Raw genomic sequence first — 24553 nt, 5'->3', positions numbered from 1 at the left:
GGGGCGGAGAGCCTGTCGGCTCTTAAGTTGGCCTGGCGGCCAACTACGGGCCTGACGGCCCGTAGGCAATGTCGTCGTGCCTGACGGCACGACTGTGTGTCAGGTACCGGGTTGGCCCTGGCGGGCCAACTTGGTTGGTTTCTGTGGTAATTGGCGGGCCTGGCGGCCCGCTCAGTAAAAGGGATGCCGTCCTGCCTGACGGCAGGACGAAGGGAAATGCCAAGGCCCCTCCCCTGGCGGGGAGGGTGAGGTGTCGGCCACCGGCGCCTAGCGGCGCCGGCTGATGTCATAACGGGGTGGTTGCACAGATATTTGAGTTGTCTGCGCTCCCCTGCCGGGGAGCTTGAATGGGTGGTGTCCGGCTGTTGCCGGACTGGGTGGGTGTCAGTTTCATTGCTGACTTTGGGTGTTGTGGTTTTTGGGTGTGGCTTTCGGGTGGAGGATGCACCTGCCGACGCGACAGCACTTGGGATTTGTGGTGTCTGTGGGCTTGAGCGCCACTTTGGGCGGCATGCGGGGACTTTGCTTTGGTGCCCGGGGATGTGTGGCTCATGGCCGTTGGCTGAGCCATGAGCCACATGCCGAGACGAGCCGTGCTCAGATCCGGGGACGTGGTGGACGACCAAGCAGCACGGCCAGTGCCTTGAGCGCCGCCTGCCGGCGGCGGGCCGTCGGAGCGCATACAGCGGTGAGGGCGAGTCCGGCGATGGTAAGGGAGTGCGTGGCCAACAACGTCGTGATGAAGGGGCTGTTGAGCAGGCCGATCAGGTGGTGGGACAAGGGTGGGGCCTCCTTAGGGGTGGGATCCGCTCCTGCGGCGGAGTCCTTGGTGGCCCTATCGACGCTCGTCCGGGAGGTTTCCGGCGATGTTCTGGATGGCGGCGGTCCAGCGTCTACGCTGGCCAGGGCCCGTCTGACGGGTTTTCCGGTGCAGGGGTGAGCGGACGTGCAGGAGGGGGCGCGGTGGTACAGGGCACGGCTGTACGGGCTTTCGCGGCCATGCTGAAGGCTCTGTATGAGAGGGCGGGTTCGCCCACGCTCGCAGCGTTGGTGCGTCAGGGCGGGTTGCGGCAGCCGCCCGTGGTGCTGAGTACGTCTTCGTTGAGTGACTGGCTGGCGGGCCGGTCTGTGCCGTCGCAGCAGCCAGTGGTGCAGTTCCTGATCGTCTGTCTCTCCCAGCAGGCCTGTCAGGTGGGTGGTGCGGGTGCTCCTGCAGGGTGGGTGAGGTTGTGGGAGGCGGCAGTTGAGGAACGGCGGCAGCGGCGCGGCGGACGTCCTGGCCGTTCTGTGGCGGACAGGCTCGAGAGCGAGGTGCCTGTCCGCGGCCGGTTCGTGGCCGAGTTGAGGGATGAGGAGGCGTTCGATGAGTGGGAGGTGCACCGGCCGGTCGAGGTGACGGCGGCGGTGCCGGGGGGGTTGCCGCTGTATGTGCGGCGTGCCCACGATGAGGTTCTGCGTTCGGTGGTGGACCAGGCCGCTGGTGGCGCGAGCCGGATGGTGGTGCTGGTCGGTGAGTCGTCCTCGGGCAAGACAAGGGCGTGCTGGGAGGCGGTGGCAGAGCTGCCGGCCGGGTGGAGGCTGTGGCATCCGCTCGATCCGTCGCCCGCCCAGGCGCTGGCGAACGCGTTGCAGGAGGGGATCGCTGGTCGCACCGCGATCTGGCTCAACGAATTGCAGCAGTATGTCGGCGATCAGGCTGGCGCATTGGCTGAGCAGGTGGCGGCTGGTCTGCGGGCGTTGCTGCAGGACAGCACGAGGGGGCCAGTGCTCGTTCTGGGGACCGTCTGGCCGGAGTTCTGGAGCAGGCTGACCGCGCCCGCGGTGCCAGGCCGCAGTTCTGGGCACGCGCAGACGCGGACGTTGCTCGAGGGCAAGGGTGTGTACGTGCCGGCTGTGTTCGAGGCGCAGGAGTTGGAGGATGCGCGGACGGTGGGCGGCCACGATGTTCGGTTGGCCGATGCTCTGGCCCATACCGTGGGCGGGCGGCTCGCCCAGTACATGGCGGGGGCTCCGGCGCTGCTCGAGCGTTACCGGGCGGCGCCGCCTACGGCCCGTGCGGTGATCGGCGCGGCCATGGACGCGAGCAGGCTGGGCGGGGCGGCGCTGGTGGGGCGCGATTTTCTGCAGGCGGCCGCCGAGGGCTACCTCGGTGACGACGACTACGACGCGCTCGGCGAGGAGTGGCTTGAGGATGCTCTCGCCTACACGCAGCAGCCGAGCAAGGGAGTGCGTGGACTGCTGAGCCGCGTGCGGGGCCGCCCGGGAACGGGTGGCAGGGGCGGGTGGCGGCTGTCCGACTACATGGACTACATCGGCCGCATCGAACGGCGCTATGCCGCTCCCCCGGCCTCGTTCTGGGCTGCGGCGCGCGAGCATCTGCCCGAGTCTCACATTGTGCGGGCGGTGGGGCAGGCGGCTGAGGCGCGCTGGCGTGATGCCGAGGCCGTCGGCCTGTATCAGCGGGCGCTGGACCTGGGGGATGTGAAGGCGGGGCAGGAGCTGGCCTGGCTGTGGCGGGAGCGTCAGCGGGTTGAGGAAGCCCGTCGTGTGCAGGAGCAGACCGCGCTCGCCGGGGACGGCGAGGTCCTGGAGGAACTGCTGGAACAGATGTTGGAGCAGGAGCAGTACGAGCAGGCCGAACAGCTGGTACGAGAGGCCGCTGGCCGTGGTAGTCCCACCGCCCAGCTCCACCTGGCCCGCGCGTTGATGCTGGACGGAAATTCCGAGGAGGCCACCCGCTGGTATGCCGAGGTCGCCCAGTGCGGTGATCCGGACATCCTGCGCGCCTACGCCGACGAGCTGCGTGAGCGCGGGGACCTGGACGGTGCGCGGGCGGCGTTGCGCTCGGCGGGCGACCGCCGAGCGATGGGGGAACTGGCCGCTCTCGCGACGGGGACGGCCGAGGCGGAGGAGGCTGCCAGGGAGGCCTTCGCCGCGGGCGAGGCCACCCCGTTGAAGGAGCTCGCCGAGCAAGCCGAGGCCGAGGAGCGGATCGCTGACGCGGAGCGGCTGTATGGATACGCGATCAGCGTCTTCGAACGCCGGCGTCGGCAGAGGGAGGAGGGCGTTGGTCTCATCGACTTCGAAGCAGGTCCTCGGTCCCTGCTCGATTACCTCAATCCTGCCGTGCTGCCCATGCCGCCCGGGGAGACCTGGGCGCTGCGCCAGCTGGTGGCCCTGCTGGACGCCACGCACGGCGCGGCGGCGGGCGACGACGCGCTCCGGCAGGTCGCCCGGGCCGGGAACTCCTGGGCGCTGGAGCAGCTGCTGCTGCGGCTGCACGAGCGGGGGCAGGACCACGAGGCACAAGCGCTGCTGCACAGTGAGGTGGAGCGGGGCAGCCCGTGGGCGCTGTGGGTGCAGGCTCACCGTGCTGTGCACGACGAGAGCGTCCCCGACGTCGTCCGCCGCGCGCTGCTGGAGCGTGCGGCAGCTGCCCGTGTGGGGCAGGCAGTGAGGACGCTGATGGAACGGGCCGAGCAGGCCGAGCGGCGGGAGGAAGCCGACCAGTGGGCCCTGCATGCCGCTGCCCGCGGCTACACCACGCCGCTGTGGGAGTTGGTGCAAGGCCGCGAGAAGGCTGGCCTGCTGGAAGAGGCCGAGCAGCTTGCCTGGAACGCACCGGTCGGCCAGCGGTCGTGGACCCTGCGCCGCCTGGCCCAGGACCGTGCCGGGGAGCAGGCCGTGCCCTTGCTGTGGCGCGCTTACGACGAGGCTCTGGCGTGGGCGCCGGGCATGCTCGCCGAACGTCTGGAAAAGGCAGATGAGTTCGTCGAGGCCGAGCGCCTCGCGCGGCAGGCTGCCGACGCGGGTGACCGGCAGGCACTGGAAGAGCTGGCCGCACGGCGCAAGGATGATGATCCCGACCGGCAGTGGCAGGCGCTGCTGGCGAACGGGCTGGCAGCCGAGGGGGCTGCTGCTGCCCCCTGGTGATCTTCCGGTGCGGTGCTGGGTTGCTCCGTCACGGCAGGTGCCTTGGCGGCTGGGGCGTCATGCGGGGTTCCTGGCGTGCCCGGCAGTCCGGGGCACGGAGGGGCAGAACGGTTGGGCAACGGCCGATACGGCTGCAGCCCGCTTGTGGTTCTGCGTCGAGTGCGCTGCTGTCAGGCGGTTTGTATGCCTGGTGGTCTGCAGTCCAGGACTACGGCGCGAACGAGGACGTCGTGTTTGGCAGCGTGGTTCTGCTGTTCGTGTTCGATTTCTTGTCGGGTGTGGCTGGGGGTGCAGGGTCGTCGTGTGGGTGATTGCCACAGGTCGCAGTCGAAGAATCCGACCAGGTAGATGCCTGCTGTGTGGGGCCGGCGAAGGTAGCGGGCCACCAGTTGGTCGTCCAAGGCGGTGGGCAGTTCCCGGTTCCAGCAGCCCTTGGCTTCGATGACCACGGTGATGGGCTCGACGCTCTGGGCGGGGTCGGTGGCCTGGATATGGATGTCGGTGCGGCCTCCGCCGAGGCCCGGGCGGTCGACTTGGACTTCGCGGTTGATGACGATGTGCCGCCCGGCGAGGTGGATCTTCAGCAGGCCTGCGACCAGGTCGCTGAGGTCCTCCTCCCACATCGGCCACATGTGGGAGCGGCCGGGCGAGGCGCGGTTCCAGAGCAAGGTGGCCATGCCGTTCGGGCCTGACAGTGCCTCCTGGACCAGGTCTAGGGCCTCCATGACGATGTTGAGGAGGTGGGCCTCGTCGGTGACCACGCGCAGGCTGTGATCGGCCGTCAGCTTATGCAGCTGTGGGACGGGCAGAGGAGCGCTCTGGTGCTGGGCTGCCTTGCGGGCGGTACGGCGGGCCAGGCGGCGCAGGTAGAGGCGCTGTGGGTCGGGGGTGGATGTTGAGGTGGCCAGATGGTTGAGTTCGTCGGCCGCTTGTGGGGTGCCGTGGCCGGCGAGTGTCCGCAGCAAGGATTCGGCGAATCGGTAGAAGTCTTCCTGCCGGGTGATCCGGTAGGCGATGCCTGGTTCCTGGATGGGCAGGGGCTGTTTAAGCTCGTCCCTGTGGCACAGGCGCGCGTAGAGGTCGCCGAGATCGGCTTCATCGAGTTCTGATATTCCTGCCGGCCAGCGAATGCCGGAGAATACGGTGCGGTCCATCACCTCGTCGCACAATTGTGGGTCGGCGAATGCCGTGCGGATGTGCGGCCAGCTCTCACGCAGGTCCGGTTCATACATGAGGGATTGGGCTGCGGCGATCCAGCGTTCGCATTCTGCGGCCGGTGTGCCGCGGGGCGGGATGGCTGCGACGGTGTCCTTCACCAGGCCCCTGGCAGGAGGGTCGCCGAGGGCGGACAGGGTGGTCACCACTGCCTCCCAGGCTGAGTCGCTGCGGCTGCCGGCAGTAGCCCAGTCCCGCACGATTGCGACGGCGTCATCGGCGGCCAGCCGGTGCAGGAACCGGACCAGTTCCGTGAGTCGGTAGGTGTCAAGTCGGTCCAGACAGGCTGCGAGCGCTGATTCGAACGCGGCTCCTGCCCGGCGGGTGCACTGCCGGAACAGGCTCTGGTGCAGGTCCCGGTCCTGCGCCGGGGTTCCCATCGTGGCTAGCGCCAGCGCCCAGCCAGCCCACCGGTCCACGTCTGCGGCAAGTGAGACCTGCCAGTCGCCGTCCAGTGCCAACGGCATCGCAGCCAGTTCCGGAGTGTCGCTCCATTCGGTGCCCCACGCAGCAACCTGGTGGGCGCTCCATACCGGTGCTGTGGCCAGGACGTGCCGGGCGGCGGCAACCAGTTTCCGGCCCAGGGCGCTGTCCGTCGACGGGCACGACGGTGCTGCGGTGGCTGCCCCCAGGCCTGAGGTTTGTTCGGCGTGATGCCCATCGTGGGTTCGGTAGAGGTGGGCCACGACGGTGCCCCAGGCGGCGCGCACCCGCTTCGGCTCAGCGGTGTGCACCGCCTCGAGAGCGGCAGCGAACTGACCCGCATCGAAGGTGTCACGGCGCCGCCGTTCTTCTTCTCGCTGCTGCCTGCGCAGTTGCCAGTCGGGAGGCGGGGCGTCCCACCAGGAGGTGGCCTCGAGTAGTTCTGCGTCTGTCCGCCTGGCCGCCTCGACTGCTGCGCGCAGAAGGGCCTCGTCCGGCCGCGGGCGGCGGTCGAACAGCGGGCAGGCGGTACGTCTCGCCTCGGGGGTCAGGTCCGCCCACTGCCGGGCCCAGTACAGCAGGTCCTCTTGTGGGAAGAGGCCGATGTCCGGGCTAGTGAAGGTGAGTTCCATAACGGTGTCCTGGCTCCCGTGGCGCAGGACGTAGCCGGCGATCTGTTGGCGCAGGGAAGGCACAGCGTGCAGGGCCTCGCACAGGTACTCGATCACAGGACGGGATTCGATGGCGTAGGCGATCTCGGGGTGGGCCGCCAGGGCCACGAGGGCCTGTGCGGCTTGCTTCGGGTGGTCTTCCGACCTCTGGTTTTCCTGCTGGTCCATCAGGCGGATGCATCGGCCCAGCAGCGCCGTGGCGATCAGTGACTTGTCGTGCCGGTCCTGGAGTGTTCTCATCGACCAGCCCAGGGCGTCATCCAGGTGTTCTGCGCCGACTGCGTCGAGGTGTTCTTCCATCGTTCGCCGGTACGTCCGCGGCGGGCGGGCGGGAAGCGCGTCGAGGTACTCGACCAATGTGAGGTGCTGCGGCCACAGCTGCTCCAGCGCTGCTGTGGCAACGCGTGCGTTAGGGTCGGCGGCCAGGTCACGCAGCGACGCGAGCGTATCGCCGCTCTCTACTTGTGACAGGGCATTCAGGGCGAAGGACCGAAATCGCACTGGGAGGGCGGCGTCCTTGGCTGCGGTGAGGAGGGCCGGCGCCATGCCTGCAGGACGGCACTGAGCGGCCGTCCACAGTGCGAGGTACATCCGGTCCGAGTCGCCGTTGCCGGTCAGGAAGGGCGCGAGTTGTTCGGCAAGACCGGGATGGTCCAATTTGGCCAGCAGTGCGTAGTCAAAACGCTCGAATCCCTCCTCGGGAACCGCGTCCAGCAGCGCTTGCGTCACCCGTTGCCGGTCGCTGGCCGGCAACGAGGGAAGATCAGCGAGCAGCAGGATCACAGGGTCGTGAGCGAAGAGTTCCTCGAACAGGTCGCGGTCCTGGGCTGCTAGGTGGGCTGCGACCTCCTGGTGTTCGGGCAGGATGTGCCGCGCGGGGCCGCTGCCCGCCCACAGCAGCTCTTCCCTCACCTGTGGGGCGATGCGGGAGCAAAGGTACTGTGCCGCCAGGTGCTCTTGGTAGCTTCGGTGCGCGAACGTCCAGCGGCGCGAGCCCACCGCTGTGAACAGGCCTGACTCGGTCAGGTGCAGCAATTCACGGCGGCTGCACGTCAGCCCCGGGATTGGCCCGGCGATGCTAGCGCCGGACAGATCGTCCAGATGCAGATCTGCCCCCGCTACGGGTTCACGGTCTGTGATCGCCGGACAGCGGCTGAACTGGAGGGCTGCCGCCGCCCAACGGGCCACCTCCATCAGATGGCCGATGGCAGGGCGCTCCTGGCTCTGGGTAAATCCTTGTGGCCATGTCTCCGTGAGCAGCATGCGGCATGCCTGGTCGTAAGCCTCTGCGACCGTTTCGGGAAGTTCCTCACCATCGGCTTGCGCCTTTAGCAACGGGTTCAATGTGACAGGTTGCTCGGTCAGCGCTTCCACGCCACGGCCGACCACCCGTTCGATGAAGGCGGTGCCGTCAATGCCTCGCTCCAGCGCTGCTGTGCGCACGTCCTGTCGTGTCAGAGCGACGAGTGTCATGAGCCTGATCTGACCGGGGTCAGGCCACAGCTCCCGCAGCCCGTCCTCCAGGTCCTCCGGCCAGCGAGTGGTGCGGCAGATGATCCGCAGCCGCAGCCTGTCGCGCTGCGGCCCATCCAGCGCTTTCACCTGCTTCAGGAGAACCTTGGCGAGGCCGGGAATATCGTTCAGACCCTCATCCAGTCCATCCAGAAGCACGTAGCGTGGCCAGCCCTGCCCTCCGCCCAGGAGCTCATGCAGCGCGCTGCTGGCAGAAGCCGCGTCAAAGACATCCCGGCCCAGATGCAGCAGGGGCGCAACGTCCGCCCCCGCGCCGCTGAGCAGGTCGCGCTCCTGTTGCAGTGCCACCGTCTTGCCCGCACCGCGCTCCCCCAGCACCACGACGACCGGCGCGTCCCGCAGCTCATCCAAGCAGACCAAGGCCTCGGTGTCGGCGGCGGTCCTGCCGTCGAGCAGGCCGCCGTTCCGGCCACCGTCGGCTGCGGGCAGGGGGCGCAGAGTCCGTCGCCATGAGTAACGCACCAGCCCATTGTCACTGCCACCTCGCGGTTGGAGACCCGATCGGCAGAACACCGCAGCAGCGGCGCTGACCGCCGGCCGGGGGGTGAAATCGCGACAACTGCTCTCCTGACCTGGCGGACGACCGGGCACCCCAGCTCACCGGGGCAGGAACAGGCTCGGGTCGAGCGTGGCCGCACGGGCGCTGCCTGACGCCCTGAGACAACGCAGCGCTTGGTACACCCAGGTCAGTGCTGGCTTTCTACCCGAAGCCGCACCGAAGTTCGGCTGGCCGGAAGGCGCCTGTACCCCCAGGGGGTTTGACGGAGGGTGCCGGTAGACCAACTGGCAGAGGGAACGCACCCTGCGCCCCATGCCTCTTCAAGGGAGAACGGCCGTGCCTGAACCTGGCTACCACGTCGTCCGTCAGCACATCCGGCGCAATCCTGGTCCGTCTGCTGGACGCAGGACCAGTCCCTGGGTGATCGGTGCCGCCGTAGTGGCAGCGCTGTGGATCTGGGGCCATCTCGGCAGTTCCTCCCAGGGCGCCACGCCCGCGCGCACGCCGACCCCGTCGGTGTCCGCCGTCGCCGATACGCCCCGCAGGTGAGCCGCCGTCGGCTCGGGCTCCTGCTGCGCCGATGGGCGCCGGCCAGCACCGGCGAAAAGATTGCCGCCGGCGTCATCGCCGCTGCAGTGCTGCTGTGGCTAGTGCAGGCGGCCGCCGAAGCCGGACGATGGTTGGCGACGTTCTGGCCCGCAGCGATCGCGCTACCTGCGGTTGCAGGGGCCGGCGCAGTTGTACGGTTGCGGCGGCGCACTGCCTCTGGTCGGGAACGTGTCCAGCGGCTGGCACGTTTGCGTTTGGCCCTGGACGCCATCGACGTCATGGACGACAAGGCCTTCGAACTCGCTCTGCGCGACTTGATGGTCCGCGACGGCTGCCCGACGGCCCACCGGGTAGGGCAGGCCGGCGACCAGTGCGCGGATGTGATCGCCTCGCATCCCCGATACGGGCGTGTGGTCATCCAAGCCAAGCACACCACGGTGGCGGCGAAGGTCAGCTCACACGTGATGTACCAGGTCAACGGCACGGCCAAGCCTGTTCACCGGGCGGATGTCGCCGTCGTCGTCACCAACGGTTCCTTCACCCGGGACGCCAGGGCCTGGGGTGACCGCCACGGCATCTGCTGGATCGACCGTGAGCGGCTGCGCCGATGGGCCGAACACGGCGATGCCTTCGGCGATCTGCTCCATCTGCGTCCGATCAGCGTCAGAGGTCCTACCCGACCCATAGGTTGATCGGTGCACGTCTCTCGCGGCCGCGCGCGGCGGCGGCAAGCCGCCGGGTACCGGGCGGTGGAGTGACATCATCGGTCGCCTGCACGCTTGAAGACGAGCCCTGGGTTGGTCCGGCGCGCGGGCCAGTCCGTTCCCTGGCGCGAAGGAGCACAGACGTGACGAAGACCGTGGTCGGTGCGCAGGAGCCGCCGGAGAGGCCGGAAGGCCGTCTGTGTGACCTGCATGCGGAGCGTGCTGCGTTGGCTGCCGTGGTCTGCGGTGGTCCGCTGACGCAGCACCTCCTCGTGGTGCTGGAGGAAGGGGACTTCACCGACGAGATGCATCGTGGTGTCTTCTCAGCCGCAGCAGCGCTTTCGGTGCATGCCCGCCGTATCGACCCCACCGCCGTGATCGGGGAAGCAGGACGCCAGGGACGTTCCTTGCCGGCGGAACTGGTCCATCGGCTCGTTGCAGCAGTGCCGCCCGGAGCCACGGCAGTCCACTACGCTGCGATCATCCGTGATCTGGCGGCGTTGCGCCGCAAAGGCACCGGTGCAGGTCCCGAGGGGCTTCCCCAGATCCCTCTGCGCGGATTCTTCACCGACGGCATCGACGACGAACTGCGGTCACGCCCCGAGTCCGGTCCGGTCGGCGATTGAGACCTGCCAGGCCTTATTCGGGGGGCTGCTGTTCGGCCCAGCGCATCCCCAGCACGCTCAGAGCCTCCGCGTGTTCAGAAGAAAGCGTGGCGCGGCGGCGGCGCTGGTTGCTGATCCATTGGCCGAGGTGGACGGTTTCTCCGTCGACGATCTCGATGTGCCGTTGCGGGACCTGAAGGTGTCCTTCGCGGACATGGAATGCGCTGGCTGCGCTCATCATCTCCTGAAAGGTTCTTCGGCGGCGGGTCTGGGAGATGGTTTCCGGGTTCGGGGCGGCCGATGGTTCGAGGCCGTCCAGCAGGCGCTGCTGGGCGGCGTGGAGGCGCTGCGGGTGGGCGCGCTGAGCGTGCAGCCATTTCCCGAGCCGGATGCCGTCGGGGGCCTGTTCCAGTTCGGTGCCGGACTGCAGGTGCTGCTGGAGCGTGCGGTAGGTGCGTTGCCAGGTCTGTGGCCAGGGCGGGTTCCACCAGGGGTCGAGGGCGTTGAGGGCCTCGACCCGTTCGGTGCTGAGTTGCGCGGCGCGAGTGCGCTGGGTGGCCAGCCAGCGGCCCAGGGGGAAGCAGTCGTGCTGCTCGTCGATGGGGACGGTGAGGTGGCCGTGGATGTGTGCCCAGGCGGCGGCGTGGGCCTGGCCGCGGTCCCATGCCTGCCGGCGGGGGTCCCAGACGATGCCGAGGCGTTCCAGGGCGGTGGTGCGGGCGGGGGCGAGGGCGCCGGTGGTGTTCAGGTGGCGCTGCCAGGTCAGCCAGCGGCCCAGCGGGTAGTTGTCGGTGTCCTCGTAGGACTGGGGGACGTCGAGGTGGTGGTGGGTGTGGTGGTAGCGGCGGGCGGCTGCCAGGCCTGCGCGCCATTCGGCACTTTTGGGGGCCAGGACGCGCAGTGAGAGGGCGAGGGCGACCTCGTCGCTGCGTACGGGGTGGTCGAAGCGGAGCCAGGCGTCGGGGTCGTCGGTGGGTGCGGTCAGGGAGGGGCGGTGGGTGCGGGGGTCGGCCAGGCGGGCTTCGAGGCGGTCGTCGTGGGCGCGCAGGGCTTGGAGGGTCTTCCACAGGGGGGTGTAGGCGTTGTTGTTGACCAGGTCGTCGATGTCTTCGCCGGGGGTGGTGTAGACGGGGACGATCAGGGTGGCTTTCTTGCCTGCGCCGGGGGTTTGGCGCAGGGCGCGGCCGACGGCTTGGACGGTGTCGACGGGGCTGTCTTTGGGGTCGGTGAAGGCGACGGCGTCGATGGCGGGGACGTCGATGCCTTCGCCGAGGACGCGGGCGTTGGAGAGTACTGCGGTGGAGCCTTCGGGGTGTTGGGCGAATTCGATGAGCAGGCGGCGGCGGACCTGCGGGTTGTGGTTGCCGCTGATCCACTGGGCCCACAGCCCGGCCGGCCGGAGGGTGCTGGGGAGGGTGTGGGCGGTGTCGGCGAGGGTGGTGGCGAAGGCTCTGGCGTCGGCGACGCGGTGGTGGAAGGTCAGGACTCGGCGCAGGTGGTGGTCGGCGATGGCGCGCAGGACGGCGACTTGGCGGCCGGCCAGGCGTACGCCGTCGGCTCCGGCGCGGGGGCCGGTGGCGAGCCAGTCGCGCAGGTCGGTGTCGGTGACGACGGGGACGAGGATCTGGTAGTCGGCCAGCAGCCCGAGGTCGATGGCGTCGGAGAGGGTCAGGCGGTAGGCGACGGGGCCGAAGACGGTTTCGTCGTCCATGGAGGCGACCGGCTCGTCGGGCCCGTCTTCATCACTGCCGGTGTCGCGGTCCCAGACGCGGGGGGTGGCTGTCAGGTAGAGGCGGCGGGCGGCGGGGACCTGGTCGTCGTGGTGGACAGCCGACCAGGCTTTACCGAGGCGGCCGGCGGTGCGGTGTGCTTCGTCGACCACGACCATGTCCCACGGGGGCAGGTCGAAGGCGTGGTGGGCGGTCGTCACGGCGTGCAGGGAGGCGTAGGTGGCGTAGACGGTGACCGGGCCTGCGAGATCTTGCGGTAGGCGCGCGGCGAGTTCTTGCGGGCTGGTGGTCATGGGGGTGTCGCCGCCGACAGGGTCGTGGTCGAGGGCCTGGCGGGCGGAGCACACGGCGACGGCTGGTCCCTTGCGGCCGGCGGCCCGCCACACGCGGGCGGTCTGGGCCAACAGGTCGAGGGTGGGGACGAGGACCAGGACACGCCCGCGGGGGGCCAGGCGGGTGGCGGTACGGGCGGCGATGAGGGTCTTGCCGGTGCCGCAGGCCGCCACCACGCTCGCCCGCGCGGTGGTGCGCAGGGTGCGGGCGGCGGCGGTGACGGCCTGTTGCTGGTGCGGCCGCAGTTCGATGTCGGAAGGGGCCATGACTGGGGTGCGCCGCTCCGGTGAGGGTCGGTGGGGTGGGCGTGCCGGTGGGCCCATTGGGCCCACCGGGCATTGTTCCACCGGCACGTGGGCTATTCGGTGTTCTCGGTGAGCAGGGTCAGGGTGGAGCCGCCGGTGTGTTTGCGGACGTGCAGGCGGTGCGGGATGCGGCGGCGTAGTTCGGTGACGTGGCTGATGACGCCGACGGTGCGGTCTCCGGCACGCAGGGAGTCCAGGACGTCCAGGACCTTGTGGAGGGTGTCCTCGTCGAGGGTGCCGAAGCCTTCGTCGATGAACAGGGTGTCCAGGGGGTTGCCGCCGCTCTCCTGGGTGACGACGTCGGCCAGACCGAGAGCCAGGGACAGGGAAGCGAAGAAGGACTCGCCCCCGGAGAGGGTCTCGGTACCGCGAGGGTGGCCGGTCCAGGCGTCGGTGATGCGCAGGCCGAGTCCGGAGCGTGCGCCGCGGGCGGCTTTGGCATCGGAGTGAGACAGGGTGAAGCGGCCTTCGGACATCAGGTGCAGACGGGTGTTGGCGGCGTCGACGACTTCCTCCAGCCGTGCGGCCAGGACGTAGGACTCCAGTTGCATGCGCACGGTGTTGCTCGGCGAGGTGCCGGCGGCCAGGGTGGCCAGGTGGTCGGCGAGGGCGTGGTCGCGCTCGAGGGGCTGCAGTCGGGTGACGTGCGCGGTGAGATCGTCGGTCAGGACGGCGAGGTCTGTTTGGCGGGTGGCCGCGGCGTGTGCCTGGGCTGAGGCGTTGGTGTGTGCGGTCTCGGCGCGGGTGACAGCGGCTTCGGCGCTGTCGGTGTCCGCCGGTGGTTGGGCGGCCGCGGCGGCCAGGGCCGGGTCGTTCCGGGTGGTCTCGTGAGCGGCTCGGTCGCGTTGCCACTGGGTGATGTCGTCGTCGATGGCCGTCAGCTCAGGGTCGGTGAGCAGGGCCTGGGCGGCTTCCTGGGGGGTGTCGAAGCCGTGGGTGGGCGCGGCCTGTTCGGCGGTGGCGGTGTGCTCGGCCAGCAGTGTGGCTGCCTCGTGGGTGGCACGTGACGCATCGGCCGCCGTGTTGAGGCGGTCGGCCTGCTTGAGGAGGTCATCGATGCGGGCCTGGATACTGGACGCGGTGCCGCGGGCGGCCGTGAGTTTGTCTTCCAGTTCGGTCTTGCGGCGGTGGTAGAGATCGTAGGAGCTGTCGCGGGCCGCCAGGCCTGCGGTGGCGTGGGCTTCCTGCTGGGTCATGTCGGCCTGCCGGATCTGCAGCGTGGCCAGTTCTTCTGTGGCAGGGCCGGCGTCGGCGGCGTTACTGAGGGCCTGGGCGTGTTCCTCGGCGAGAGTCTTGTGCTGGGAGCGCAGTTCGGCCAGGGGCGTGTCGCCGGCTTCGCCGGTCGCGGCGGCCGCGAGTTCGCGTGCGTCTTGCAGGGTGCGGGTGGCGGCGCGTTCTGCGTGGTCGGCGGTCTGGTGGTTTGTTTCGGCGGCGAGTTCGTCGTCGCGGGTGGGCTGTCCGGGGTGGGGGGCTGCCGGCTGAGGATGCGTGGACGATCCGCAGACCGGGCAGGGCTGGCCGTCCTGCAGGGTGCCGGCGAGTTCGGCGGCCATCCCGTCGGTGCGCTGCTGTCGGACGGTGATGTAGTGCTGCAGCGCCTTGGCAGTGGCCGCTTGGGCGGTGACCAGCCGTGTTTCGGCGGTGGTGACGGCGGCCAGGTGGGTGTCGCGGCGCTCGGCTGCTTGGCAGCGGCGCTCGAGGAGGTCCAGCGCGGCAGCGTGCTGCTCGCTCTGCGCTTGGGCGGCCTGGGCGTCGGTGAGGCGTTTGTCGAGGGCGGCGCGGTCGGCGGGCGCGGACTGAAGCCAGGAGCGGGCGTCGGCTAGGTCCTGCTCGTACTGCCGGCGTTCCTCGTCGATGCGCTTCAGCTCTGTGGTGAGGTCGGCGACGGTGGCCTCTTCGGGCAGCAACTGCTCGAGGACGGCGTGCTCGGCCCGTGTCTGCTGCTCAGCAGCCTTGAGGTCGGCGGTCGTGAGGTCGGCGTGGTCGGCGGGCAGGGCAGCGCGGCGGGCGGTCTCGGTGTCCTGGGCCCGGGCGTGGGCGGTGGTAGCGGTGTCGACGGCGTGCAGCAACGGGACCAGGTGCTGGGCTCGGCGGGCTGCTTCCCGGCGGGCCCGGAGGGTGTCGATGTGGTCGGTCTGCTCGGCGAGAAGTTCCAGCGCCGTGCCGGCGTCGAGGTGCGCGGTCTGCTGCTGTGCCAGCTCCCTGGCCTTGTCCAGGGCGGCGCGTGCCTGATCCAGTGCGGCCTTGGCGTCGGCGGCTGCGGCTGCGTGCTCCTCGCCGGCGACCGCAGCTGCTTCGAGCAGGCGCTGGGCCCAGGCCATAGCCGTGCCGATAGTGCGGGGGTCCTGCGGGACGGGGGCGCCCTGGTGCGGTTCGAGGTCGGGCCCGGCTGCTTGCTGGATCCTCTCCGCCAGACGCAGAACGTCGCCACGGGCGGCCTGACACTCCTTGTCCAGGCCGCTGGCATGGCCGGTGAGCCACTGCTCGATGGCGGCGAAGCGGTCGGTGTGGAAGAGCTCGCCCAGCAGTTCCCTGCGTTCGACGGGCTCGGCCCGCAGAAAAGCAGTGAAGCGGTTCTGCGGGAGCAGCACGACCTGGCAGAACTGCGGCCTGTTCATCCCGACCAGGGCCTCGATCTCGTCGGAGGCCTCTTTGTGGGACTTGCTGACCGGCTCCCACTTGCCTTCCGCGCCCGGGCCTGGGGCCCAGTAGCTCAGGAAGGTCTCAGGCTTCTGCTCGGTCTCGCCCTTGCCGTTCCTCTTCGGGCGCATCTGCTGGGGGATGCGGACGATGCGAACGCGGCGGCCTCCGATGGTGGCCTCCAGCGTGACCTGGGTGAGCACGTCGCGGTCGGCGTGGTGGCTGCGCAAAGTGGGCGGCTTGCGGTCCGGTGGGTCCCCGTACAGGGCGAAGCACACGCCGGCGAAGACAGTGGATTTGCCTGCTCCGGTGTCGCCGTGCAGGAGGAACAGCCCGTCGGCGGTCAGGGTGTCGAAGTCGATGGTGTGGGTGCCGGCGAAGGGACCGAACGCCTGCAGGGTCAGGGTGTGCAGGCGCATGTCAGACGGTCTCCTTGCGCTGGGCCTGGATGCGGGTGGCGTCGACGGCCCGCACCAGCAGGTCTCGTTCGGCGTCGCTGGGCGGAGTTCCCCGGGTCCGCAGGACGAAGTCGCAGGCGATCTCCAGGTCGCTGCGCCCGTGCACGCGGTCGCGGTAGGTGCCGCCGCGGGTCTGGGCCGGGACGGCCGCGGGTTTGAACTGCAGGTCGAGGGTGTGCGGGAAGCGCTGTTTGAGGCGGGCCATGGCCTCGTACGGGCGGTCCGGGTCGGTGAGCGTGATCTGCAGCCAGGCGTTCGTGAGCGGTTCGTGTGCGGGGTCGGCCAGCAGCTCGGACAGCGGGCCTTCCAGGCAGGCCAGGGGCAGAGGGTCCCGGAAGGGGATCCGGGTGACCTTCGGTGTGGCGTCAGCGGCCAGGTCGACCAGCGTCAGGGACTTGGTGTGTCCGGTCTCGGAGAAGGAGTACGCCAGCGGGGAGCCGCTGTAGTGGATGCGGTCGGTGACCTGCTGGGGCCGGTGGAGGTGGCCCAGGGCGGTGTAGGTGATGTCGTCGAAGGTCGCGGCGCCAGCGTGGGCCACGCCGCCGACGCTCACGTCCCGCTCGCTGCGGGAGGTCTGGGCTGGTGACGCACCGGTGATGAAAGCGTGGGCCAGCACCACGCTGCGCATGCCGGCCGGGCGGGCGGCCAGGTCGGCGCGGATACGCGCCAGGGCCGCGGTCAGTACCGCCTGGTGCGTCACTCCCCCGGCCTCCAGGTCGACATGGACCATCGACGGCTCCAGGTAAGGGATGCCGTAGAGGGCCACCGGCCCGTCTGGGTCTTGGAGCACGAGGGGGTCGGCGCAGGCCCCGGGGTCGGTGACCAGATGCACGCCAGCGCGGGACAGCAGCTTGGAGCCGACGCCCAGACGGTGGGCCGAGTCGTGGTTGCCGCTGATGATGACCGTGGGGACACTGAGGTCGGCGAGCTGCTCCAGGCAGTGGTTGAACAGCCGCACCGCGTCAAGGCTGGGGATCGCCCGGTCGTAGACGTCGCCGGCGACCAGGATCGCGTCGACCTTCTCAGCCCGGGCGGTCTCGTACAGGTGGTCGAGGAAGGCACGCTGGGCGTCGATCAGGTCCGTCCCGTGGAACCGGCGGCCCAGGTGCCAGTCCGAGGTGTGCAGTAACCGCATGACGAGGAACCGTAGCGGTCACCACGCACCCTTGATGCCGTTTCTCAGACATTCTTCCTTACTTATGGGTACATAAGACCGAAAGGAGAGATGTTTTCCTCTCTTGTGGTGCATGACAGGGCCAGGTGATTGTCAGTGGTCGGCGGGAAGATACAGGGGTGGGAAGGAGGAATGATGTCCCCTCAAAGACCTGTCCCTGCAGCCTGCCACCCCGCACCGGGGAGCTGCCGCTGGTGTGGGATCGACGCCCGCTCGCACGGCCGCCAGTGGGTCGAGGAAGCTGGCTGGCATGCATGGACAGCGCCCACTTCGGCGCAGCTCAAGGAGAGGATGCTGGCCCGGCGCGCGCGGCGCGCCGGTTCGTCCCCCGGCTACGGGGGTCAGTGAGCCAGTGCCTGCAGTTCGGCAAAGACCTGACGTAGCTGCTTGGGGACGTCCTCGGGCTTTTGCAGACCTGCGGTGAGGGCGTAGAGCATGGCGGGCTTGCCGTTCGGGCTCTTCTCAGCAGCGCCTTCCTTGATCATTTTCAGGATGCCGCTGCTGAATTTCCCGCTGCGGTGCGCAGCGAAGTCGCCCGGCTCCCACGGGGTCTGGCTGCGGGGCCAGTGCCTGTTGGCGGTGGCGGCCCACACCTGGTCGTCGAAGAGCTCCTCCAGTTCGTTGAAGCCGTCCGCTTCTCCCACGTAGGAGACCTGGGTTGCCGGGTCGATGCCGAAACGCTTGAGCCGCTCGGTGGCGAAGAGCTTGTTGCTGCGGCTGTCGGCGTCGACCATGAGGTGGACGGTCCGCTGATGCTTGATGAGGTAGCGGGCCAGGTGCAGGGCTCCCTCGTTGTTCTCGCACTCCCACAAGGCGATGCCGGCCGCCTGTAGGGAGATCTTCTGGGAGAGGCGGAAGAGTACCGGCACGCTCTGCTGTTCGGTGTCTCCCTCCACGGCCAGGAAGCAGCGTTCGTGGAGCAGGACGGAGTTGCGCAGGCCCAAGGCTGCCGCGATCTGGCCGAGGTGGAAGTCGATTCCGTCGTGGGAGTCGTCGGTGAGGCATTCGATGTGCGTGCGGCCGTCCTCGCCGAGCTTGAGGTGGACGACGTCGGCGATGTCGACGCCGTCGATGAGGTTCATCGAATGGGTGGCCACGACAACGCTGGTGTGTGGCTGGGCGCACTGCCGGCGGATGATGTCCATGACGGTGCGCTGGTGTCGGTAGTCCAGATGGGTGTCCGGCTCGTCGTAGACGACGATGGTCTGCGTCGGCGGTTCGCTGTCCGGCTGCTCGTCGTTTGCCAGTTCAGCGTCTTCGAGGATGTTGCTGGTCCATTCCCAGATGGCCAGTGCTATGCGGCGGGAGCTTCCTTGACCGGAGCGGGTCAGGTCAACGGGTTCGCCGTCGGCGCGCGAGATGTGCAGCGGGGCGCGCTTGAATCCGCCCTTGAAGGAGACTTCGGGTTTGACGGCGACACCAACCAGGTCGCTGCAGTGCGAGCGGATGTGGGCGCACAGGGAGTCCGCGTCCTTCTCCAACCGCTGGGTGATGTCGTCTTCAATGTCGCGGACGCGCCCCTGGAGGTCCTCATCTTGCAGATGCGCTTCGTAGCAGCTGGTCAGTGCCGTGCGGACTGCGTCGTCGGGACTCTCGTCCTTCCCGCTGAACGACAGCAGGCGCGGCAGCCTGGCCTGCAGTGGTTTGGGCAGCGGCAGCCATCCTTCCTCCTGGCTCACGCTCGCCGCGTGGTCGGTGAGTGTGGCGAGCAGATCCTCCTTCAGCGGCCCCTTCGCGGTGAGTCCGTATTCCTGCACCAGTTCCGCGAGAGCGGGCTTGAGGAGCTTGTCCAGGCCCCGCAGCCGCTCATCTGCCGGCTGTGATCCGAGGTACTCCCAGCAGGGCGCACCGCCGGTGAGAGCTCGGCGGCGGATCTGCAGCCGCGCCGGCATGCCGGAAGCGCGCTCGCTGGAGTCGAGAGTGAAGTCCCCCTTCACCCAGGTCTCTTGGCACCGCCCGTCCGCCGTCCCCGCGCCGCTGAGGTAGGTGCGGTCCTCGTCCCTCAGCGCGTGCTGGTCCAGCAGGAAGGCCAGGGCTGCCAACACGGCGCTCTTGCCGCCGTCGTTGTGACCGGCCAGGACCGTCGGACCGCTGATGGGGATGTCCTCGACCAGCGCTAAGGACCGAAACCCGCAAGCGGAAAGGCTGTTCAGATGCACAGTGGCGCTGCTCCGTAATGTCGTGCTCGGTCCCCGTGGCGGTCTCAGCCGTCCCCGGGGCCGCAGTGCAGGCGCGTCCGACGGCGTCGAGGCACACCATGGTAGGGACTCGGCGGCGTCATGAGCGTCGTTCCGCGCTTTCCGGCCACAACAACGCGTATCCCTCTCCTGACACCGCCCTTCGTCACCGCGCACTTGGCCCGGCATGCAGATCGGCGTCCTGCCTTCTACCGCGGTCGCCAGGTGCGGATCTCCAAATGGGTGATGCGTGCGTCGGAGTTGATGCGGCCGGTCTCCACCAGGAACGCGTGGACGGCGGCAGTGACATCGCCGCCTGCGGCGTCCACGCGGGCGGCGAACTCCGCGGCGTCGAAGCCGCCGGTCTGTGCGGAGCCGTAGGAGCGTTCCTCGGTGTGGTCGGTGCGCTGGATGACGCCGCGGCGGATGCCGGGTGAGTCGGTGCGGGAGCCGGAAGGGTGGACGTAGCCGGTCTTGGCCAGGCGGACGGTGAAGGCCAGGCGCAGGCCCTGGCGGGCGGCTTCGGCGATCAAGGGGCGCAGTCGGGCGGAGCCGGAGGCGATGGCTTGGGCGGCCACGCGACCGGTGCCGGTGCCGGTGGGGGTGATCAGGAGGGCTTTGCCGCGGACCCGCGCGCGGGTGCCGGAGGCGGTGGTACGGCGGGTGATGTGGGGAGCTGCGATGGCGGCGAGCTCTTCGCGGTCGGTGATCCCGCCTGCCACAGCGCGTTCGATCTGGGTGAGGGCGGGCACGAAGGCGGCGCCTTTGTTGCGGGTGGTGAACTGGGAGACCAGGGAGGGGTCGCGGCCGAGGATCCGGGCGACATCGGCTTTGGTCAGGCCGGCCTGTTGGAGGCGGGCGGTGATGCGAGCGGCCTCGTTCAGGTTCCCGCCGGTTCGGCGGGTCCTGCTGCTGGGGATACGGCCAGTCCGGCGGCGGGGGGGCATCAGGTTCGGGCTCCAGCTCGGGTGCCCGCCAGGGAGGTACGGCCCACCTCGCGCAGGGAGAGGAGTTCCTCCTCGCTGGTCGGGGCGGTGAGGGGTCCGACGAGGTGGCCTTTGAGGAGGTAGTCGCCGGGCTGGCGGCGGTAGGGCCAGGAGTGGGTGCCGGTGAGGTAGAGGGCGTCGGTACGGAAGGCGATGACGGCCCCGGCGGGGACGTGCAGGGCGCCGGCGAATGTGTCCTCGTCACGGTGGCGCTGGGTGAGCAGGGCGGCGCGGGCGGCGGACCAGATGGCGGCGGACCATTCGGGGTGGGCGTTGGGGTCGCGGGAGAAGCCGGTGGGCTTTTGCCAGGTGATCTGCTGCTCGTCGAAGCCGATGATCTCCGCATCCGGGGGGACGTCGCGTTCCATGGATCGGGGGGTGGTGCCGGTGACCATGCGGGGGCGCTGGGCGAAGGCGCCGATGCCGTAGAGCAGAACGGCGCGTACAGCGCGGGAGGCCAGGTGCGCGGCGTGGGCGTGGCGAGGGTCGGCGTGGAGGGTTGATTGGGCGTCGAGGGCGGCCCAGGCGTCTTTGAGGTTCTTGGCCCAGTCGTCGAGGGGTTTGCCTTCGTCCCACAGGATCCCGTCGAGGATCTCGATCTTCCAGGGCGCCAAGGGGTTGGTCAGGGCGGTGTGGACTTCGGGGCCGCCTGCCCAGGTGGTGAAGGTGGTACCGGGGGTGGCGGGGTAGTGCCAGGCGCGGTCGCCGGGGGCGGGGGCGGGCAGCAGCCCGACGTGGTTCCAGTTGTCGGGGACGGTGGCGCGGATGTGCCAGTGGCCGCAGCCGAACAGGGCCTTCGTCTGCTCGCTCTGGGACCAGGAGGCGAAGGTGGTGGCGGTGATGCGGCGGGGAGTGCCGACCGGGGATTTCCAGGTGTGCTTGGCGTAGGCGAAGGTCCGGTCGTATTCGACCAGGGCGGGCAGTTGCTCGGGGACGCTGGGTGTGGTGTGGGGGGTGATGAGTTCGTTGCGGCCTTGTCCTGCGGTGGCGTGCAGGAGGCCGCGCAGTTCTTCGGACAGGACCGGGTAGCCCTCGGCGTACTGGCCGCGGGTGGGGATGGTGCGGGTCCACAGGTCGCGGCCGGTCTGGGACGGGGAGCCCATGATGACGGCGTCGGGCCAGTGGCGGCGCAGGTTCTTCCACAGGAGCACGAATGCGTCGCGGACAGTGGCGGGGTCGGCGCCCTCGGGGTCGAACCACTCCCCTACCGAGCGGATCTCGACATGGCTTTCGCCGCTGTCGCGCATGTAACGGCCGACGGGGTTGCGGGCGTGGACGAAGTGGCCGGCCATGCGGTCCTGGCCGCGTCCGGTGTCGGTGCGCCAGCCTGGGGTGGGGGCGTTCAGCCAGGCGGCGACGGCGTCTTTGAGGTAGGGGTAGCGGGTGGCGTCGCGGTGCCAGGGGTCTCCTGCGGTGATGTAGATCCGCTCGACGGGTCCTGGCACGGTGACGGCCACGGCGTTGAGGATCTGGCCTGCGCTGGCGCCGGCCAGATCGAGACGCATGGTCTGGTCGCGGTAGGCGAGGACGCCGGTAGCTGTATCGAGGAAGACCGTAGCTCTGGCCTGCTGGGTGTAGTTCGGGCGGGTGGAGACCAGGCCGCTGGTGTGAGTGAACCAGTCCGGTCCCGCATCGGCCGGGATCGAGGGTGGCCTGGGCGGCTGCGCCGGGGCAGCCTCGCGTTCTCCTTGGCCGGGTACCGGGACAGCGGTAAGGGCGGGGGTGGGGACGGGGCGGGCCTCGCTGTGTACTTCGCCCTGCAGGAGCTTCGGTGCAAGCAGAGAGGTGGGCGGGGCCGTGGGACCTGCGTGTTGGGCTTGAGCCGGCCGCAGGTCAGTGGTGGGAGCGGCGGTGATGGTGGGTTCGGTTGCCGCAGCGCTGGCTGGGTCATCGGCCGGGGCGCTGGTCGCGGCGAGGGCGGCGGGGGCCAGGACAGGGGCCGTCGCGACGACGTCGGCGATGCTCAGCCCTGCGGCAGGGGCGATCTGCTCGGCCTTGGCTCTGTCGTGAGCGGCCAGAGCGGTGATCTGCTTGTCCCGTTGGTTTTCCAGTTTCTTCAGCGCGGTGCGGGCCTTTTTGATGTCCTCACGCAGCCCCCGCAGTTCAGCGAGGCCGGCTTTGTAGGCGGAAGCGTCCATCACGGCTCCTGGCTGGCGGTGGCGGTGCGGGTGGGCACGTAGGCCACCGGGCCACCGGAATGGGATGGGAGCACCATGCCCAGCAGCAGGCTCGCCGCCTGGCGATCAGCTCGGGTGGGCGTGGTGAGATGTGTGACGGGCGTGACCAGGTCGGTGACGTATCCGGCTAGCGTCGCGTCGGGGAAGCTGTGTCGGCCGTGGCTGTCTTTCGTCCATCGCTGCAGGCCGGTCAGGACCGCAACAACGTATCCGGACAGGGTGACCGGCAGGATCCCGCTCGCAGCGACGCTCGCAGCGTCGCACCGCCAGGATCCACGCAGCGCGGCCAGCAGTTCCTCGGGGCCGATAGCCGCGGAGAACCCGCTGACCTGCTGAGGGGGCTCAACTGCCGTTGCTTTTGCAACGTCGGCGCGGAGCACGGCGATCTCGGGGACTGGCAGATGATCCAAGCGTGCGCGAGGACGGGCTTTGAGGGCTTGGACGACCTCCAGCGGCACCATCACCCGCACGCCGCGGCGGGCTGTTCCCGGGATCAGGCATGCGTGGATCAGTCGACGGAAGGTGGTGACCGCGCACCCTAGCTCCGCAGCCGCCTGACCGGTGGTCAGCAGCACATCGGCCTCCCTTTCTCCAACGCTGCTCGGTCGCCGTAAGCGTAGGTAGCATTCACCTAAGCCGTCAACCTGACTCCGATATCTGATGAAGGACTGCACTCGTTCTCCCTCCACTCCCCTGGCCAGCACAACGTTCCTGACGGGCCGAGGGGCACTGCTCAAGCCGAGGGCGCGTACCGGGTCGCAGAGGGTGCCGAGGTGGGGCCTCCTTCGGTGGCTGGCAGAGCCTTGTCGCAGCCGGAGGCGCTGCCACGCCACTCGTCCAGCTTGCCGCTCATCCGCCCGTCGATTGTTCCGAGCCCGGCAGTGGCCCGCAGCGCGACCGGGCAGCCTGCAGTCTCCGAAGCCCTCTTTTTCGGCCGGCGGTCCGGTCCGTCTAACGCAAGATCTGTTCGGCCGATCGGTGGGAGACTCAGCTGGGACGCGACGGCTTAGGGAGTTCAGGGCATGACAACAGATGGCTCCGACGGATCACTTCCAGGAGCTTCCGTGCGCGGGCAGCGAGTCCTTGACCTCCTGGACAAGGCAATTGACGTTCAGACTCCGCTGGTCCGCAAGAACATCGCCCGGGCCCGGCAGCGGAATCCCAAAGCAACACCAGCACAGATAATCCGCAGTCTTGAACGGATGTACATCAGCGCCTTGACCGGCACAGGCGCTGCAGTCGGGGGGACCGCAGCCGCGCCCGGCGTCGGCACGGGAGTCGCACTGGCGTTATCGGCAGGCGAGACTCTGTCTTCCCTTGAGCTCAGCGCCCTTTTCGCGCTCTCGATCGCCGAGGTGCACGAAGTCCCCATAGACGAGCTCGAGCGCCGCCGAACGATCGTGATGGGCATCATGCTCGGCGGAACTGGCTCCGCCACCATTGCCAAGGTCGCCGAGCGTACCGGGCAGCACTGGGGACGCCAGGTGGTCGCCAAGGTGCCTATCGAGACGCTGCGTCAGATCAACAAGATCTTGGGGAGGAACTTCATCACGAAGTACGGGACCAAGCAGGGAATCATCGTCCTCGGTCGAGTGGCACCGTTCGGCATCGGCGCTGTGATCGGTGGTGGTGCCAACGCTGCCCTCGCGGCTTTGGCCGTGCGAGCCGGTCGGCGCGCGTTCGGCCCGCCTCCGACGTCGTGAGCAGGGCTGGCGCGTAGGCGGGCTCGCGGACGCTCGTTTCGTGGTCAGCGACGAGCCCGGCACCGCCTACGTCAAAGCTGTGATTCCGACCGCGGACGCCAGCAGCGAGCAGGCCTTCGGGCGTGATCACCTCCCTGCACCTACTCATCCGCGCCGCCGCCTCGGCCGCGAGGGCTCGGTCTCGGTCTGCCCGGCGAAGGTCGTCCCAGGTCCGGGGAATCCGAGTGCGCCGTGGTGGCGCTGCTGGGAGCATGACCGCGTGATCCAGGATTTCGAACGCATGGTCGTACGGCACACCCTCCGTGTCCCCGCGCCCGGCGGCTCCGGGCCGTCCGAGCGGGCGTTGCCGGTGGTCAGGCAGCTGGACGCTGCGCTGCTGTCGGCCGGGTTCACGCTGTCGGCCCAGGCGCGCCGGTATCTGGCGGGCCTTCCCGAGCCGCTGGCCGCTCACGCCGGGGCCCGCACGCTGGGCTCGGTACGCGAGATGGTCGGTGCGCACGTGCGGCACAACACGTACTTCGTCGACTTCCCCGCGAACGCGCCGGACACCGTGGAGTTCTGGTGGTCCTGCGTCGCAGGCGCGCTCGCCGACGAGGCGACCCGCGGTGCCACGTACGAGCAGCTGAGCGCCGGGGTGGTGGATCTGCTGACGCTCCCGGCGTACGGCCGGTACCAGCACACGTACGAGGACATGCTCGCGGCGCACGCCGAGCTGGTGGCCGCGGCCGGGGACCGGGT

General features: G+C 69.3%; 13 protein-coding genes and 1 pseudogene. 5 read left to right on the top strand and 9 right to left on the bottom strand.

Annotated features, from left to right (window positions below; translation table 11 throughout):
• Positions 1 to 597: 597 nt before the first annotated feature.
• Positions 598 to 780: a hypothetical protein gene (locus ACH4SE_RS36245; protein WP_398547845.1), complete on the bottom strand. Its 183-nt coding sequence runs from the start codon at positions 778 to 780 to the stop codon at positions 598 to 600.
• A 219-nt stretch (positions 781 to 999) separates the two neighbouring features.
• On the opposite strand from ACH4SE_RS36245, the gene ACH4SE_RS36240 reads away from it, so the two are divergent.
• Positions 1000 to 3933, top strand: a complete 2934-nt coding sequence (locus ACH4SE_RS36240; RefSeq protein WP_398547844.1) for a hypothetical protein — start codon at positions 1000 to 1002, stop codon at positions 3931 to 3933.
• A gap of 170 nt (positions 3934 to 4103) precedes the next feature.
• Here ACH4SE_RS36240 and ACH4SE_RS36235 read toward each other — a convergent pair whose 3' ends face one another.
• Entirely contained in the window at positions 4104 to 8237 is a 4134-nt protein-coding gene (locus tag ACH4SE_RS36235) for a hypothetical protein (protein WP_398547843.1), read from the bottom strand.
• Between the two features lie 582 nt (positions 8238 to 8819).
• On the opposite strand from ACH4SE_RS36235, the gene ACH4SE_RS36230 reads away from it, so the two are divergent.
• Positions 8820 to 9515, top strand: coding sequence for a restriction endonuclease (locus tag ACH4SE_RS36230; RefSeq protein ID WP_398547842.1), 696 nt, complete (start codon positions 8820 to 8822; stop codon positions 9513 to 9515).
• A 155-nt stretch (positions 9516 to 9670) separates the two neighbouring features.
• Positions 9671 to 10153, top strand: a complete 483-nt coding sequence (locus ACH4SE_RS36225; protein ID WP_398547841.1) for a DnaB-like helicase N-terminal domain-containing protein — start codon at positions 9671 to 9673, stop codon at positions 10151 to 10153.
• Positions 10154 to 10166: 13 nt separating this feature from the next.
• Here ACH4SE_RS36225 and ACH4SE_RS36220 read toward each other — a convergent pair whose 3' ends face one another.
• The 7 genes from ACH4SE_RS36220 to ACH4SE_RS36190 all read right to left on the bottom strand — a co-directional run bounded on the left by ACH4SE_RS36220 (position 10167) and on the right by ACH4SE_RS36190 (position 22687).
• Positions 10167 to 12461 carry a Helicase associated domain protein gene (locus ACH4SE_RS36220; protein ID WP_398547840.1) on the bottom strand — a complete coding sequence of 765 codons (2295 nt, stop codon included), beginning with the start codon at positions 12459 to 12461 and terminating at the stop codon, positions 10167 to 10169.
• A 92-nt stretch (positions 12462 to 12553) separates the two neighbouring features.
• A complete protein-coding gene (locus ACH4SE_RS36215; protein ID WP_398547839.1) occupies positions 12554 to 15559 on the bottom strand; it encodes an AAA family ATPase in 3006 nt (1001 codons plus the stop codon).
• A 1-nt stretch (position 15560) separates the two neighbouring features.
• The gene (locus tag ACH4SE_RS36210) at positions 15561 to 16733 is read right to left on the bottom strand and encodes an exonuclease SbcCD subunit D (protein WP_398547838.1); all 1173 of its coding nucleotides are present in this window, start codon (positions 16731 to 16733) and stop codon (positions 15561 to 15563) included.
• A gap of 380 nt (positions 16734 to 17113) precedes the next feature.
• Entirely contained in the window at positions 17114 to 18931 is a 1818-nt protein-coding gene (locus ACH4SE_RS36205) for an ATP-dependent nuclease (protein ID WP_398547837.1), read from the bottom strand.
• A 227-nt stretch (positions 18932 to 19158) separates the two neighbouring features.
• The gene (locus ACH4SE_RS36200; RefSeq protein ID WP_398547836.1) at positions 19159 to 19896 is read right to left on the bottom strand and encodes a helix-turn-helix domain containing protein; all 738 of its coding nucleotides are present in this window, start codon (positions 19894 to 19896) and stop codon (positions 19159 to 19161) included.
• Complete coding sequence (locus ACH4SE_RS36195) at positions 19896 to 22073, bottom strand: hypothetical protein (RefSeq protein ID WP_398547835.1); 2178 nt, start codon at positions 22071 to 22073, stop codon at positions 19896 to 19898. The genes ACH4SE_RS36200 and ACH4SE_RS36195 overlap by 1 nt, the downstream gene beginning before the upstream one ends.
• Positions 22073 to 22687, bottom strand: a complete 615-nt coding sequence (locus ACH4SE_RS36190; protein WP_398547834.1) for a helix-turn-helix domain-containing protein — start codon at positions 22685 to 22687, stop codon at positions 22073 to 22075. The genes ACH4SE_RS36195 and ACH4SE_RS36190 overlap by 1 nt, the downstream gene beginning before the upstream one ends.
• 447 nt (positions 22688 to 23134) lie before the next feature.
• Here ACH4SE_RS36190 and ACH4SE_RS36185 point away from each other — a divergent pair, with 447 nt between their 5' ends.
• Together ACH4SE_RS36185 and ACH4SE_RS36180 are read left to right on the top strand one after the other, a co-directional pair.
• Positions 23135 to 23815, top strand: a complete 681-nt coding sequence (locus ACH4SE_RS36185) for a hypothetical protein (protein ID WP_398547833.1) — start codon at positions 23135 to 23137, stop codon at positions 23813 to 23815.
• 259 nt (positions 23816 to 24074) lie between these two features.
• A pseudogene (locus tag ACH4SE_RS36180) lies at positions 24075 to 24553 on the top strand (hypothetical protein); the annotation flags it as partial.

The organism is Streptomyces sp. NPDC020983 (assembly GCF_044333485.1).
Classification (GTDB): Bacteria; Actinomycetota; Actinomycetes; order Streptomycetales; family Streptomycetaceae; genus Actinacidiphila.
Note: the sequence above shows the minus strand (reverse complement) of the source record. Positions and strands in the feature narration are given on the sequence as shown.

What these genes read in the sequence shown, in the direction of transcription:
- ACH4SE_RS36240 (WP_398547844.1), top strand. Translation starts at nt 1,000, where the DNA reads ATGCTGAAGGCTCTGTATGAGAGGGCGGGTTCGCCCACGCTCGCAGCG.
- ACH4SE_RS36220 (WP_398547840.1), bottom strand. Translation starts at nt 12,461, where the DNA reads ATGGCCCCTTCCGACATCGAACTGCGGCCGCACCAGCAACAGGCCGTC.
- ACH4SE_RS36215 (WP_398547839.1), bottom strand. Translation starts at nt 15,559, where the DNA reads ATGCGCCTGCACACCCTGACCCTGCAGGCGTTCGGTCCCTTCGCCGGC.
- ACH4SE_RS36210 (WP_398547838.1), bottom strand. Translation starts at nt 16,733, where the DNA reads ATGCGGTTACTGCACACCTCGGACTGGCACCTGGGCCGCCGGTTCCAC.
- ACH4SE_RS36200 (WP_398547836.1), bottom strand. Translation starts at nt 19,896, where the DNA reads ATGCCCCCCCGCCGCCGGACTGGCCGTATCCCCAGCAGCAGGACCCGC.
- ACH4SE_RS36195 (WP_398547835.1), bottom strand. Translation starts at nt 22,073, where the DNA reads ATGGACGCTTCCGCCTACAAAGCCGGCCTCGCTGAACTGCGGGGGCTG.
- ACH4SE_RS36185 (WP_398547833.1), top strand. Translation starts at nt 23,135, where the DNA reads ATGACAACAGATGGCTCCGACGGATCACTTCCAGGAGCTTCCGTGCGC.